Source organism: Rhodococcus sp. DT1, from assembly GCF_049844875.1.
Lineage (GTDB): Bacteria > Actinomycetota > Actinomycetes > Mycobacteriales > Mycobacteriaceae > Rhodococcus.
This window is the reverse complement of sequence record NZ_JBNCLW010000003.1, coordinates 248,276-261,698: the sequence shown is the minus strand read 5'-3', so window position 1 is coordinate 261,698 and position 13,423 is coordinate 248,276. Positions and strand designations below refer to the sequence as shown.

Sequence of the window (13,423 nt, the reverse complement as noted above, 5' to 3'; positions counted from 1 at the left end):
ATACCGTGCAGTAGAGAATCCGCCTCGTACCGCGGCATGCGCAACCCCTGGGGCGTCTTTTCTATGATCCGGAGTCGCACGAAACGCTGTACGACCGGCGGTCACGGGGCGTCGGACGCCAGTTGCTTCTTCTGCACCTTTCCCATCGCGTTACGGGGCAGCGCGTCCACGACACGCACCTCGCGCGGGCGCTTGTGAACCGAAAGTTGTTCTGCAACATAGCTTATCAATGTGCCTTCGTCCACCGCCGGGCACGAGGGCGCGGGGACGACGAACGCCACGATGCGCTGCCCCAGGTCGGCGTCGGGCAGGCCCACCACGGCCACCTCCCCCACCGACGGATGGCCGAGAAGCACCGTCTCGATTTCTCCGGCGCCCACCCGGAAACCGCCGGATTTGATCAGATCTGTCGACTCGCGGCCCACGATCCGGTAGAAACCGGCGCCATCGACGACCGCCACGTCGCCTGTGACGAACCACCCGTCCTCGGTCCAGGAGGCGGCCGTCGCGTCGGGCCGGTTCAGATAGCCGTCGAACAGCATCGGCCCACGCACCTGCAGGACGCCGATGCTCTCGCCGTCGTGCGGCACGTCGGCACCGTGCTCGTCCCGCAGTCGCGTCTGCACGCCCGCGACCGGCGTCCCGACCCACCCGGGGCGGCGCTCACCGTCCACCCGAGTACTCAGGGTGAGCATCGTCTCGCTCATGCCGTACCGCTCGATGGGCGTCAGGCCCGTCAGCTCCCGCAGTTTCTCGAACACCGGAACCGGCAACGGGGCGCTCCCGGAGACGAGCAGGCGGGCACCGCTCAGCGCGCGGGCCGACTCCTCGTCCTGCACGATGCGCGACCACACCGTCGGAACACCGAAGTACAGGGTGCCGCGTGCGCGTGCGTACGCCTCCGGGGTGGGAGTACCCGTGTGGATCAGGCGGCTGCCGATCCGGAGCGGGCCGAGCAACCCGAGCACGAGACCGTGGACGTGGAACAACGGCAGGCCGTGCACCAGCGTGTCGCGGTCCGTCCAGTCCCATGCCTCGGCGAGCGCATCGATCCCGGCGGCGATCGCGCCGCGGCTGAGCAGGACGCCCTTCGGCGCACCCGTGGTACCCGAGGTGTAGAGCACGAACGCGGTGCGACGCGGCGACGGTTCGGGCACGTGGTGCCAGTCGCGGGCGTGGAGTCGCACGGGGAGCACCGGGAGTTGCGGCACCTCGGGGTGCTGGGTGTCCGGAGCGGCGCCGACCCAGGCCTGAGCGCCGGAATCCTTCAGAATGTGCGACAGTTCCGCCGGTCCCGAGTCCGGCGGAACCGGCACGACCGTCACCCCCGCGAGAAGGCAGCCGACGATCGCGACCACGGTCCTCGCGGTGGGGTGCGCGAGCACCGCGACCCGCTCGGCCCGCGCGACCCTCGCCGCGAGCGCGGTTCCGGCACCGAGGACGTCGCTCCGGGAGAGGGTGTGGCCGTCGATGCGGACGGCGTCGGGAATGTCGTCGCCGCGAGCGACGGCCAGTGGATTCAGCGAACGGAGGAGTGCAGACACACGCGACAGGATTCCATACCTTCCGGCGGCACCGGCACTCTCGTCACGACGTGACGCCGCCGAGCGACCCCGAGTTGAGCACCGCCGGACGCCGGGGCGGCAGCACGGTTCCGAGCACGGCGCCGAGCAGCATCCCGATCAGCACGGCGACACCGTGGGCATCGTCGAACGCCACGAGCACCACCCCGAGAAGAAATGTGGCCGAGGAGGCCAGCAGCAATCGCCGCCGCGCCCCGACCACCGGCCAGAGCCCCGCGATCGACGCGGCGAGGGCCAGTGTGGCGCCGGAGGTGCCGGCACCCACCGACGGAGAAACGAAGGTCGTGAACAGTCCCCACAGGATCTGTCCGACGACGAAGAGCGCGGCCGCGCGGTACCAGCCCCAAATCCGCACTGCTGCGATGGCGACCACCGCGAGCAGGACAAGGTTCGCGGCGGTCACGACGACACCGCCGTCCTCGACCAGCCCCGCGGTCAGCACGCGCCACCACTGTCCCCCGTCGCGCGTGCGGACCGGTTCACGCCGGAACAACTCGACCAGGGACGGCACGATCAGCCTCGTCACCGACGCCACCGCAACCACGCCCCACAGCACGACGGCGGCCATCGGCGGGGGCCACCACCACGCGCGCGCCGCCGCGCGGGACGAGCGAGGATCGGGCATCGCGGCCAGGGCGGTGAGCGCTACGACGGCAGCGTAGAACGCCCACAGCCATGGGTCGTCGCCGGATGCACTCACGCGCTCAATCTACCGGCGATCCGGGTACGGGCACACGGCAACGCCGCCGCGCCGGAGCGTAGGCGCCGGGGACCGGACGGAGCGTCAGCGCAGTCGCCGGGCGGCAGCGTCGATCGCATCGTCGGTGGCGGTGAGCGCGATCCGCACGTGCAGCACGCCGCCGGGACCGTAGAACTCTCCGGGCGCCACGAGGATGCCCCGCTCGGCGAACCAGTCGACAGTCGCCCGGCACTCTTCGCCGCGGGTCGCCCAGAGGTACAGGCCCGCCTCCGAGTGATCCACAGTGAAGCCCGCGCCGCGGACGGCAGCGAGCAGGACGTCGCGGCGTGCCCGGTATTTCTCCCGCTGGATGTTCTCGTGCTCGTCGTCGTTCAGCGCGGCGGTCATCGCCGCCTGGATCGGCAGCGGCAACATCATGCCCGAGTGTCTGCGCACCTCGAGCAGGTCGGCGACGAGTTCGGCATCGCCGGTGACGAACCCGGCGCGATAGCTCGCCAGGTTCGACGTCTTCGACAGCGAATGCACCGCGAGCAGGTTCGTATGGTCTCCGTCGCACACGCTCGGGTGCAGGATCGAGAGGGCTTCGCCCTCCCAGGTCAGCCCGAGGTAGCACTCGTCGGATACGACGATCGCGTCGCGGCTTCGCGCCCAGTCGACGACCTTGCGCAGGTGGTCCAGCCCGAGCACCTTGCCGGTGGGGTTCGACGGCGAGTTGACGAAGACCAGCGCCGCGCCTTCGGGGCCGAGCCGGTTGAGTCCGTCGGCGCGGATCAGGCGCACCCCGGCGAGCAATCCGCCCACCTCGTACGTCGGGTACGCCAATTCGGGGATGACCACGAGGTCGTCGGCGCCGAGGCCGAGCAGCGTGGGCAGCCACGCGATCATTTCCTTGGTCCCGATCGCGGGGAGCACCGCTGCGGGATCGAGGCCGGTGATGCCGTAACGGCGCGCGAGCGCGGCCACGGCCGCCTCCCGCAGTTCCTCGGTTCCGTGGGTGGTGGGGTACCCCGGTTCCGCGGCGACCGATGTCAGTGCATCGCGGATGACCGGAGCGACCGGATCCACCGGGGTGCCCACCGACAGGTTCACGATCCCGTCGGGGTGCGCGGCGGCCTTGGCCTTCGCCTCGGACAGCGAGTCCCACGGGAAGTCCGGGAGATTCCCGGCCACCGACCGGCGTACGCGTGCCTTCACCGCAGCACCGCCCGTTCGTTCATCGAGCGACACCTACTCCTCGCCCATGGGAGGGAGGTTCTTGATGAACGGCGGGTCGTAGGCGACCTTGCCGAGCTTCGCCGCTCCGCCGGGCGAACCCAGGTCGTCGAAGAAGTCGACGTTGGCCTTGACGTAATCGGACCACTCGTCGGGCACGTCGTCCTCGTAGAAGATCGCCTCGACCGGGCACACCGGTTCGCAGGCTCCACAGTCCACACACTCGTCGGGATGGATGTACAGCATGCGTCCACCCTCGTAGATGCAGTCGACGGGGCACTCCTCGATACATGCCTTGTCCAACACATCCACACACGGTTCCGCAATCGTGTACGTCACTGCTGTCTCCCTGCCTCTCTGTCGGCCCGCCGACCCGGCCGCACCGGCGATCCGCCGGCCGTGCGCGGTCCATCGTTCGTGGCGCACTCACCACTCGTCCAGTATCCCCCGTTGTTCGGGCACGCCTGTGCATTAGGGTGCCCTGACCCGGCGACGTGTACCCGCGAGTACCCGGACTCCGAAAGGCTACCGAACGGTGACGTCGAGCCCCCGGGGCGCGTACGCGGTGGTGCGCTGACGGGCGGGACGGCCGATGCCCTCGGCGATCGCGACGAGTTCTTCGACCGACTTCTCCGAGCCGTGCTGTGAACCGGCCATCCGGGAGATCGTCTCCTCCATCAGCGTGCCGCCCAGATCGTTGGCGCCGCCTTCGAGCATCGCGCGTGTTCCGGCGACACCGAGCTTGACCCAGCTGGTCTGGATGTTGTCGATCCGGCCGTGCAGCATCACGCGGGCCAGCGCATGCGCGGCCCGGTTGTCGCGCATCGTCGGCCCGGGGCGCGACGCGCCTGCCAGATACAGCGGCGACGACTGATGGACGAAGGGCAGCAACACGAACTCGGTGAATCCGCCCGTGCGGTCCTGGATGCCGCGAAGCACGTTCAGATGCCCGACCCAGTGGTGCGGCTGGTCGACGTGCCCGTACATCATCGTCGAACTCGAACGCAGACCCACTTCGTGCGCGGTGGTGACGACTTCCACCCACTCGGCGGCCGGCAATTTGCCCTTCGTCAGCACCCACCGGACCTCGTCGTCGAGGATCTCGGCGGCTGTTCCGGGGATGGTGTCGAGTCCGGCCTCGCGCAGATCGATCAGCCAGTCGCGGATCGACGTACCGCTGCGTGCCACGCCGTTGACGATCTCCATCGGCGAGAACGCGTGCACGTGCATGGACGGAACACGTGCTTTGACCGCCCGTACCAGGTCGGCGTACCCGGTCACCGGCAACTCGGGGTCGATACCACCCTGCATGCAGACCTCGGTGGCGCCGGCGACATGCGCCTCCCAGGCGCGGTCCGCGACCTCCTGGGCCGACAGCGTGAACGCGTCCGCGTCGCCCTTGCGCTGCGCGAACGCGCAGAAGCGGCAACCGGTGTAGCAGATGTTGGTGAAGTTGATGTTCCGGTTGATCACGTAGGTGACGTCGTCGCCGACGGTGTCGCGGCGCAACTGGTCGGCGAGCGCGACCAGCGCTTCGAGACCGGCTCCGTCCGCGTTGGCGAGCGCGACGTACTCGTCGTCCGAACATCCCGCGGGATCGCGCTCGGCCGAGCGAAGTGCGGCCAGCACGTCGCTGTCGAGCCGGACCGGAGCCGACTCACCGAGGGCGAGCACCTGTTCGCGCACGGTTTCCCAGTCACCGAACGCACTGCCCAGGTCGGAGCGATACTCGGTGTTGCGTCCGCTCACGTCGATCTCGGAGTTGAGGTCCACCCGGCCGGACGACTCCCAGTCGATGTCGGGTTCCTGCCACGGCAGGCCGGCCGGCAGCACGTCGCGGGCCAGTCCGGTCTCCGGGTCGGCGAGGGCGCGCACGTGCGTGGTGATCCGGGGATCGATCCACGGCTGCCCCGCCAGGACGTACTGCGGCTGGGCTGCGATCCGCTCGGTGAGGACGTAACCCGCGTCGGCGCTCACCGCGGCGAGCGTGTCGAGGTTCGGCCACGGCCGTTCGGGATTGACGTGATCCGGGGTCAGCGGCGAGACTCCGCCCCAATCGTCGACGCCGGCGCCGAGAAGAGCGCGGCACTCGTCGAGCGAGACGAGGTTGGGCGGCGCCTGGATACGCATGCCCGGTCCGAGGACCAGCCGCGACACAGCGACCGCCGCGAGGAACTCGCCGAGATCGGCGTCGTCCGCGTCGCGCATCACGGTGTCGTCCTTGGCGCGGAAGTTCTGGACGATCACTTCCTGGATATGGCCGAAGGCTTTGTGCGTCTTCCGGATCGCGTGGATCGAGTCGGCACGCTCGGCGACGGTCTCACCGATACCCACGAGAATTCCCGTGGTGAACGGCACCGACAGACGCCCGGCGTCGGTGAGCACGCGCAAGCGCACCGCGGGATCCTTGTCGGGGCTGCCGTAGTGGCACTGTCCCTTGTCGGTGAACAGTCGCTCCGAGGTGGTTTCGAGCATCATGCCCATCGACGGCGCGACCGGCTTGAGCCGCGACATCTCGGCCCAGCTCATGACACCGGGGTTGAGATGCGGCAGCAGGCCGGTCTCCTCGAGCACCCGGATCGACATTGCGCGCACATAGTCCAGCGTCGAGTCGTAGCCGCGCTCTTCGAGCCACTGCGCAGCCTCGGGCCAGCGCTCCTCGGGCCGGTCCCCGAGCGTGAACAAGGCTTCTTTACAGCCCAACTCGGCGCCCTGGCGCGCGATCTCGAGGATCTCGTCGGGTTCGAGGTACATTCCGCGGCCTTCGGCGCGGAGTTTTCCCGGCACCGTCACGAATGTGCAGTAGTGGCAGCGATCCCGGCACAGCCGGGTGATCGGCACGAAAACCTTGCGGGAGTAGGTGACGGTACCGGGCCGTCCGGCGGCGAGCAGACCCGCATCACGCACCCGGGCCGCGGAGGCACACAGGTCCTCGAGATCGGATCCGCGTGCCTGCAACAGAACTGCGGATTCGTCGACGTTGAGCGTGACGCCGTCGCGCGCCCGGCGCAACGCCCGACGCATCGCGGAAGGCGCCGGCGGCGGTACCGCCCCGGGACGCACGGCGGGCGTCGGGAGCATCGCGGACTGCGCGGTGTCGTCTGCGGAATCGGTCATTGGCCGATCATCCGCCTCACCCGGCGCCCATGCCACCTCGGGGTCTATTCCCGCGGGTAGTCGTCGTCCGACGGCACTTCGCGGTGCTGTTCGTAGGTGTCGACGGGGTCGGCTTCGAGGGGCACGTCGGAGGGCGGCACGTCTGCGGGTTCCTCACCGACAGGAATAGCCTGATCGATGCGATCGGCTTCGGAGTCGTCACCCTGAGGGATGTCGATGTCGAGAGCGTCCGACGATTCGGTCATGGCGATCCTCCTTGTGCGATTCCGGCCCGGACGGGCCGGGCTCGTGTTCCGGCATCAGCCTAGCCTGGATGCCGACACGGATGTCGGGCCGCCGTCACAGGCCCCGGCGAGTATGGGAGGGCCATAGTGAACAGCGATGCCGAGGTGCGTTCGGAACCTCCGGTGGAACAGACGCCGCCGCGGGCCGAGGCGCCGGTGTCACCGGTTCGAATGGCCGACCCGGCGTGGCGCCCGAGCGACAAGGCACGCTTGTTGTGGTCGATCAACGCCGCTCTGCTGTGGGTGCCGGTCGTCGTCGCGCAGATCGTGTGGTGGGTCGTCGATCCCCGTCTCACGCTCTGGCATGTCGCCGCGGCTGCGGCGACCGTCGTCGTCGGCGGACTGCACATCGCGGTGGTGCCGCAGTGGCGGTACCGCGTCCACCGCTGGGAGATCAGCGATACAGCCGTGTACACGCGGTCCGGATGGTTCACCCAGGAACGGCGCATCGCGCCCATCTCGCGCATCCAGACGGTCGACACCGAGCGCGGCCCCATCGACCGCCGGCTCGGCCTGGCCACCGTCACCGTCACCACCGCGTCGTCCGCGGGTGCCGTCGAGATCACCGCACTCGACGTGGCCGTCGCGGACGAGACAGTCGCGCGACTGACCGACATCGCCGGCCGCGACGGGGTCGACGCGACGTGACCACCGATCCGCACCCCGACCAGGACCGGGTCGCCGCGGTGTCCGCGCCCGACCGGACCGACGAGCCGGCATCGTGGTCGAGGCTCGACCCGCGCATGCTGCTCGTCCACCCGGTCGAAGAGATCCTGCGCCTGCTGCCCGTGCTGATCGGCACGGTCGTGCTCGGCAGCAGCAGCGGTAACCCGTACTGGGGACTCGCAACCGCCGCGGTGCTCGTGGTGATCGGCTTGTCCCGGTGGTTCACGACGACGTACCGCGTGGGACCTGTCCACGTAGAACTCCGGCGCGGGCTGCTCCAGCGACAGGAACTGTCGATCCCGCGGAGCCGGATCAGGTCGGTCGACGTCGAGCAACGGGTCCTGCACCGGCTTCTCGGTCTCGCCGTCGTGAAGATCGGGACCGGCCAGTCCGCCGGCGCCGGCCGCGACCGCAACCGGTTCGAACTCAACGGGCTCGCCGCCGACTCCGTTCCGGCGCTGCGCGACGCCCTGCTCGGCGACAGGTCGGCGCGCACCGACTCCGGCGATGCCGACGCAGCGGCGACGGCACCTTCGGCGGAAACGTCGCCCGAAATCGAGATCGCCCGGTTCGATCCGCGCTGGGTTCGGTACGCCCCTTTCTCCGCGACCGGCCTGATCGGTATCGCTGCCGTGGTGGGCATCGCCTTCCAGTACGGGCTGGGCGAGCGTCTCGCCGAGTCCCGCAGCGTCGAACGCGGTGTCGCGGCATTCGAGGCTGCCGGTGTGGCGGTCTCGGTCGCGGTCCTCACGCTGGTCGTGCTGCTGATCGCGAGTATCGGCGCCTGCGTGCGTTACGTGTTGCTCTACGGAAACCTGCGGGTGACCGACGACGGGCGCATGCTGCGCATCGGCCACGGCCTCGTGAAGGTCCGTCATTCGACCCTCGATCGCGAGCGCTTGCGCGGCGTCAACCTGCGTGAGCCGCTCGCTCTCCGGCTCGCCGGCGGCGCGCGTCTCGACGCGATCATGACGGGTGTCGCCGCGGAAAGCGGCGAATCGTCGCTGGTACTGCCGTCGGCGCCGGAACGCGACGTGCACCGCGTCGCCGCACAGGTGCTCACCGATCCACTCCCCGTACACGTGCCGCTGCTCGCCCACGGTCCCGCGGCGCGTCGCCGTCGGTACACGCGAGCACTCGTCCCTGCGGGTCTTGTCGCCGCCGCCGTGATCGGCGCTCTGGCGGTGACCGGGCGCTCGTTACCACTTCCGGCAACGGTCGCGGTAGCCGTAGGACTCCTCGCGGGGGCATGCGCACTCGCATGGGACCGTTATCGCGGACTCGGCCACGCCGTCGTGCCCGGTCGTCTCGTGACGCGGAGCGGATCAGTGGACCGGCAACGCGTGAGCCTGGACGCCGAGGGGATCATCGGCTGGACGGTGCGGCAATCCTTCTTCCAGCGCCGGGCAGGCGTGGCCACGGTCGTCGCCGCGACGCCGGCCGGGGCAGGACACTACGAGGTGATCGACATTCCCGAGGAACTCGCATGGTCGCTGGTCGAGGCGGTCACCCCCGGCTGCGCCGACACCTGGACGCGGCGATGAGGGGCCCGCTGCCCGGCCCGCAACCGGACAACCTCGAACAGATGGACGCCGAACTCGTCGAGTGCCGGGCGTGCCCGCGGCTGGTGGCGTGGCGCGAGCAGGTCGCGCGGGAGAAGCGTGCCGCCTTCCGCGACGAGGAGTACTGGGGACGGCCGGTGCCCGGCTTCGGGCCGGACGACGCGTCCCTGCTGATCGTCGGGCTCGCGCCTGCGGCGCACGGAGGAAACCGCACCGGGCGGATGTTCACGGGCGATCGTTCGGGTGACGTGCTGTACGGGGCGCTGTACGAGGCGGGTTTGGCGTCGCAGCCGGTCGCGACGCACCGCGGCGACGGTCTCGAACTGTTCGGAACGCGCATCACCTCACCGGTGCACTGTGCTCCGCCGGCGAACAAACCGACGGTCCTCGAACGGGACACGTGCCGCCGCTGGCTCGAACAAGAACTCGATCTGCTGTCACCGACCCTGCGGTCGGTGGTCGTACTGGGCGGGTTCGGGTGGCAGTCGCTGCTGCCGGTACTGGCCTCCGCGGGATGGACGGTGCCCACGCCACGGCCGAAGTTCACCCACGGGGCGCACGTCGTCCTGGACCCGGTCTCGGACGCGCGGCAGCCCCTCCACCTGTTCGGGTGCTATCACGTGAGCCAGCAGAACACCTTCACCGGGCGGCTGACGCAGGACATGGTGGCGACGGTGCTCAGGGACGCTGCTCGGGCGGCCGGACTGCCCGTGAAATCTCCTTGATGCGAACCGAGAACAGGTACACACCCGCCGGCGCGAGGGCCGCGACCGGCAGGAGCAGGATGCGCCAGTCGGCGACGACCACCTGGTCGCCGCCGGGACCGCCCGCCAGGCACAGCAGGAACACGACGCCCCACGCCACCAGCGGAAGCGCGGCGCGGCCCAGCGATCCCGTCTCGGTGCGCATCGCTGCCACCAGGAGAAGATTCAGCACGGCGGCCAGCACGATGACAATGGGGAACGGCACCCCGCCGAGATAGAGGCCCAGGTAGAACACGGACAGTACGGCGCACAGCCCGCCGCTGATCACGAGCAGGGCGACTACGCCCCTGCGCGGTGCGGGTTCGGATACGGACGCGGGACCACCGGACAGCCCGGTTGCGGGATCGACCGTCATGACACGATAGTGCGCCACACGGCCACGAGCGGCGCAACCGGGTCCTGTGCGATCACGGGACGGGCGGGTAGCCGAGCATCGTCAGCAGGGCACTCTGCTGATCGGCGAAGTGGTAGAGGGCGTCGTAGTACTCCGCGCGGATCTCGCCTGCGTAGGGCCGCAGCGAGTCCACGAACGCGACGATCTGGTTTTGCACGGACCAGTTGTACATCGAACCCCCTGCGGTGAGGCCGCCCCCGCGCGGCAGTACCTATGACCGCGGCGCCAGGACCGCAGTATCTATGACCCAGGTCACACTAGCCGATGCCGGCGAACAGGTCATCCTCACGACCGGTGTCGTCGACGCGACCGCGTTCCCCCCGGGCCAGCACGAAGTACTCCTGGGCGAACACCGGTTGCGCCACCATGTTCGACAGTGCGAACGCGCCCCCACCGGGAGCCAGGACGACCTGGGTCGCATGGGCGGCCATCGCCGAACGTTTCGCGTCGAGCACACCGCTGACGTCGACGACGGTGGTCACCTGGTCGTCGGGCACACTCGGAAGCTCGTCCGCTTCCGGCATGCGCCAGCCTTCGGGCAGGTGGTCCAAAGCGGCGATTCCCGCGTCCAGAGCCGAGCGTTCGGTGACGGTCCAGTACACCTTCGCGGGCGTCCAGGGCGCACCCGCCTCCGGAAAGTCTTCGGTGCCGGACACTTCGACGGCAGCGGTGACGCGGTCGTGGACCGCGATGTGATCGGGATGCCCGTACCCACCGCGCGGGTCGTACGTGACGACGACGTGTGGGCGGGTCTCCCGGATCACCGCGACGAGCGCCTCCAGCGCCTCGTCGGCGTCGGCGTTCACCCACGCCCTCGGGTTCTCGGCCGAGGGTGTCCCGGCCATGCCCGAGTCGCGCCAATGGCCTGCACCGCCCAAGAAACGCGGGCCGTCCACCCCGAGCGCCGCAAGAGCGCGACCGAGTTCGAGGATGCGGTACCCGCCCAGTTGGTCGGCCTGATCAGCGGCCAATTGCGCCCAGCGGTCCCCGATGACCTCACCTTCCTCGCCGAGCGTGCAGGTCACGACGGTAACCTCGGCACCTTCTGCGGCGTAGCGGGCGATCACGCCGCCCGTGGTGAGCGACTCGTCGTCGGGATGGGCGTGAACCAGCAGCAGCCGACGATCCGCAACGTTCGGCGTCTGAACGAAATCTGTTGTCACGGTGTACTCCTCCACCACAAATGTGCGTCTCCGACGATGCCGGCGGGAACCGAACCGGCCAGCGACACGTTGTCGATCTCCGGCCCGGCCGCGACCACGGTGCGATCCTGCAGGATCGGGAGGTTCACGGCGAGCGCCCACAGGGCGGGCTGCGCGGCGGTGATGACCTCGCGGGGGTCTGCGGTGCCGCGCACCGCAGCGAGCAACTTCTCCTCGAGTTCGGGATCGCACGCCCCGGACAGGTTGCTCGGCGCATCGAGCATTGCCCGTATCTCGTCTTCTTCGTCGTCCGAGCTTCCACCGGTCGACGCGGAGGTGCCGGTAGTGGGGGCGGCCTCCGTGGCTTCGGCACCGGGGTTCGTGGAGTCCCCGCCTTCTGCCTTCGGCGGATCGGTGGCGCGGGCAGCGCCCTCGACGACGGGCAGCACCGGCGGACACCCGAACCGGGACAGCGCTGCGGTCGCGGGATCGTCCCCCACCCGCATCCATCCCAGGACCGCATGCACGCTGCCGTCGACCAGCGACTCGCCGTACAACTCGTCCGGGGGTAGCTCCGTCACGGTCGCGGCGATACCGGCGTCGCGCAGGACATCGGCCGCCGTGCGCGCGACCGCGAGGGTGGTCTCGGCGTCTTCCGGCACTCCGATCACGAAGTTCAGAGGTTCGCCGTTGCGGAGAAGGAGAGTGTCGTCCGCTTCCGGGGCGGGCGGTGCGCCGGTAGGTGACGACGTCGGGTCGGCAGACGGACCGTCGGCGCCGGCGGGCGGTTCCTCGGGCAGGGGTTCCGGAGCGACGGGCATGTATCCCGCTTCCGCGAGCAGACCGAGTGCCTCTTCCCTGCTGGGTCGCGGCGGCATCGTGGGCGCGTATCCGGGATCGGACGGCGCCAGCACCTGGGCGCGTGCCGGGACGACGCTGGTCTGAGTCCCCGCACCGACGAGTGCGAGTAGCTCCGGGTCGAGCAGACCGAGGATCCCCCGGCGCACGCGCAGGTCGGCAAGTTCGTCCGCACGGGTGTTGAGGGTGAAGTCGAGCGTGCGCGGCTGCAACTGGACGCCGGTGCGGACGCCGGGCACCGCGTCGAGTTGGGCGAGCAACGCCGCCCCGCCCCGCGCTTGTGCCACCTGAGCGTCACCGCTGCGCAGAGACTCGGCGAACTGGGAGTCGGTGCCCCCGCGGCGCATCAGGATCTCGTCGGGCACAGCGGGAGTGCCCCAGAACCGATCGTTGCGTTCGAGGAGCACCTCGCCGCGGCCACGGTCGACGGCGTCGACGTGGAATCTGCCGCCCGAGACCGGAATCGTTTCGGACAGTCCGCTCAGGAACCCGCCGGGGGTGTCCTTGACGAGATGTGCGGGCAGCAGGTCGGTGAACAATTCGCGCCAGGCCGGATACGGCTCGCGCAGCGTGACGGTGACAGTCTTGCCTCCGCCCGACGAACGCACGTCGTCGATGAGCCGATAGCCCGCGGGATCGACGACTCCCGGCTGCGTGATCATCTGCTGCCACAGGTACCGGAAGTCCTCGGCCGCGATCGGGGCGCTGTCGGACCACTGCGCCTCGTCGCGCACCTGGTACGTGATGGTGAAGGGATCCTGCTCGGTGACCTCGGCGGAGATCAGCACGGTCTCGTCCGGTACCCACAGCGTCGCCGCCGGATTCTGCGGATCGGGCACGGCCCGGAACGCGCTGGGCAGTACCAGGCCCGCGACAGCGTTCGCGACGGGCGACTGGTCGGACAGCAGATGCGGATTGAAGCCGGTATCGACCCTGTCGATCGCCACGACCACGGTGCTGCGGGGTCGCGTCGGAGCCGGAGGAGTCGTCGGCTCGGCCTGTTCGATGGGCGGCGGCGGATCGGCGGTACACGCCGTCAGCACCAGGACCGCCGATGCGAGGAGCGCCGGGACTCCGGCTCGCCACCGGCGACGGACACGCGTACGCAACACTCCGGCTTCCTTCCCGTCGACCAGACGGT

At 69.7% G+C, this 13,423-nt stretch carries 13 protein-coding genes; 3 read left to right on the top strand and 10 right to left on the bottom strand.

From position 1 onward, the window contains the following. Nucleotides 1–101: 101 nt before the first annotated feature. The 6 genes from ACLQ3J_RS08970 to ACLQ3J_RS08945 all read right to left on the bottom strand — a co-directional run bounded on the left by ACLQ3J_RS08970 (nucleotide 102) and on the right by ACLQ3J_RS08945 (nucleotide 6,857). The gene (locus ACLQ3J_RS08970) at nucleotides 102–1,544 is read right to left on the bottom strand and encodes an acyl-CoA synthetase (RefSeq protein WP_425902888.1); all 1,443 of its coding nucleotides are present in this window, start codon (nucleotides 1,542–1,544) and stop codon (nucleotides 102–104) included. 43 nt (nucleotides 1,545–1,587) lie between these two features. Then, entirely contained in the window at nucleotides 1,588–2,283 is a 696-nt protein-coding gene (locus tag ACLQ3J_RS08965; protein ID WP_296551729.1) for a rhomboid family intramembrane serine protease, read from the bottom strand. Between the two features lie 84 nt (nucleotides 2,284–2,367). Next, a complete protein-coding gene (dapC, locus tag ACLQ3J_RS08960; protein ID WP_425903162.1) occupies nucleotides 2,368–3,453 on the bottom strand; it encodes a succinyldiaminopimelate transaminase in 1,086 nt (361 codons plus the stop codon). A gap of 57 nt (nucleotides 3,454–3,510) precedes the next feature. Continuing rightward, complete coding sequence (fdxA, locus tag ACLQ3J_RS08955) at nucleotides 3,511–3,834, bottom strand: ferredoxin (protein ID WP_072699889.1); 324 nt, start codon at nucleotides 3,832–3,834, stop codon at nucleotides 3,511–3,513. A gap of 186 nt (nucleotides 3,835–4,020) precedes the next feature. Then, nucleotides 4,021–6,576 carry a bifunctional FO biosynthesis protein CofGH gene (locus tag ACLQ3J_RS08950; RefSeq protein ID WP_425903160.1) on the bottom strand — a complete coding sequence of 852 codons (2,556 nt, stop codon included), beginning with the start codon at nucleotides 6,574–6,576 and terminating at the stop codon, nucleotides 4,021–4,023. A gap of 80 nt (nucleotides 6,577–6,656) precedes the next feature. Beyond that, entirely contained in the window at nucleotides 6,657–6,857 is a 201-nt protein-coding gene (locus tag ACLQ3J_RS08945; RefSeq protein ID WP_169621627.1) for a hypothetical protein, read from the bottom strand. A 210-nt stretch (nucleotides 6,858–7,067) separates the two neighbouring features. On the opposite strand from ACLQ3J_RS08945, the gene ACLQ3J_RS08940 reads away from it, so the two are divergent. The 3 genes from ACLQ3J_RS08940 (at nucleotide 7,068) to ACLQ3J_RS08930 (ending at nucleotide 9,849) form a co-directional block, all read left to right on the top strand. Then, nucleotides 7,068–7,544 carry a PH domain-containing protein gene (locus ACLQ3J_RS08940; RefSeq protein WP_169621626.1) on the top strand — a complete coding sequence of 159 codons (477 nt, stop codon included), beginning with the start codon at nucleotides 7,068–7,070 and terminating at the stop codon, nucleotides 7,542–7,544. Between the two features lie 95 nt (nucleotides 7,545–7,639). Continuing rightward, nucleotides 7,640–9,106: a PH domain-containing protein gene (locus ACLQ3J_RS08935; RefSeq protein ID WP_425903158.1), complete on the top strand. Its 1,467-nt coding sequence runs from the start codon at nucleotides 7,640–7,642 to the stop codon at nucleotides 9,104–9,106. After that, nucleotides 9,103–9,849: a uracil-DNA glycosylase gene (locus ACLQ3J_RS08930; RefSeq protein ID WP_425902887.1), complete on the top strand. Its 747-nt coding sequence runs from the start codon at nucleotides 9,103–9,105 to the stop codon at nucleotides 9,847–9,849. Before ACLQ3J_RS08935 ends, ACLQ3J_RS08930 begins: the two co-directional genes overlap by 4 nt. Here ACLQ3J_RS08930 and ACLQ3J_RS08925 read toward each other — a convergent pair. From ACLQ3J_RS08925 to ACLQ3J_RS08910, 4 genes are all read right to left on the bottom strand, one after another. Continuing rightward, on the bottom strand, nucleotides 9,803–10,243 hold the full coding sequence (locus ACLQ3J_RS08925; RefSeq protein ID WP_169621625.1) for a hypothetical protein: 441 nt from the start codon (nucleotides 10,241–10,243) through the stop codon (nucleotides 9,803–9,805). The two genes, ACLQ3J_RS08930 and ACLQ3J_RS08925, sit on opposite strands and share 47 nt — an antisense overlap. A 52-nt stretch (nucleotides 10,244–10,295) precedes the next feature. Then, the gene (locus ACLQ3J_RS08920; RefSeq protein ID WP_169621624.1) at nucleotides 10,296–10,454 is read right to left on the bottom strand and encodes a hypothetical protein; all 159 of its coding nucleotides are present in this window, start codon (nucleotides 10,452–10,454) and stop codon (nucleotides 10,296–10,298) included. 85 nt (nucleotides 10,455–10,539) lie between these two features. Then, nucleotides 10,540–11,445 carry an N-acetyl-1-D-myo-inositol-2-amino-2-deoxy-alpha-D-glucopyranoside deacetylase gene (mshB, locus tag ACLQ3J_RS08915; RefSeq protein ID WP_425902885.1) on the bottom strand — a complete coding sequence of 302 codons (906 nt, stop codon included), beginning with the start codon at nucleotides 11,443–11,445 and terminating at the stop codon, nucleotides 10,540–10,542. Continuing rightward, nucleotides 11,442–13,394: an ABC transporter family substrate-binding protein gene (locus ACLQ3J_RS08910; protein WP_425903156.1), complete on the bottom strand. Its 1,953-nt coding sequence runs from the start codon at nucleotides 13,392–13,394 to the stop codon at nucleotides 11,442–11,444. The genes mshB and ACLQ3J_RS08910 overlap by 4 nt, the downstream gene beginning before the upstream one ends. Nucleotides 13,395–13,423 lie beyond the last annotated feature (29 nt).